The sequence below is a fragment of the Pseudomonas sp. 44 R 15 genome (genome assembly GCF_900004965.1).
Lineage (GTDB): Bacteria > Pseudomonadota > Gammaproteobacteria > Pseudomonadales > Pseudomonadaceae > Aquipseudomonas > Aquipseudomonas orientalis_A.
On record NZ_CVTU01000007.1, the window covers coordinates 1 to 261 of the forward strand.

A 261-nucleotide genomic window follows, 5' to 3' on the forward strand; every position below is an offset into this window, starting at 1 on the left:
ACAACGGTTCGTCGATTATCATCAAGGCTGGCGATACCGTCGGCACCGTGACCGTCCCTGCGCCAAGCGATGACGTGTTCATCGACAAGAGCACCCAGATCGTCAAAATTACCGACGCTTCCGGCGGCAACTTCGAGCAGCTGGTAGTTGCGCAAAACAGTGCCACGACAGCGATCAACGACACCATCGACAAAGTCGACGTTGTACTGACCGCTACCACCACCGTCGGCGAAGGCGGCAACATCGTTTACACCGCCAGCC

1 protein-coding gene is annotated in these 261 nt (G+C 57.5%); it reads left to right on the forward strand.

The window, feature by feature from the left end; all coding sequences use genetic code 11:
• A partial coding sequence (locus BFP93_RS00095) for an immunoglobulin-like domain-containing protein (RefSeq protein ID WP_141687915.1) occupies nt 1-261 on the forward strand: 261 nt, incomplete at both ends.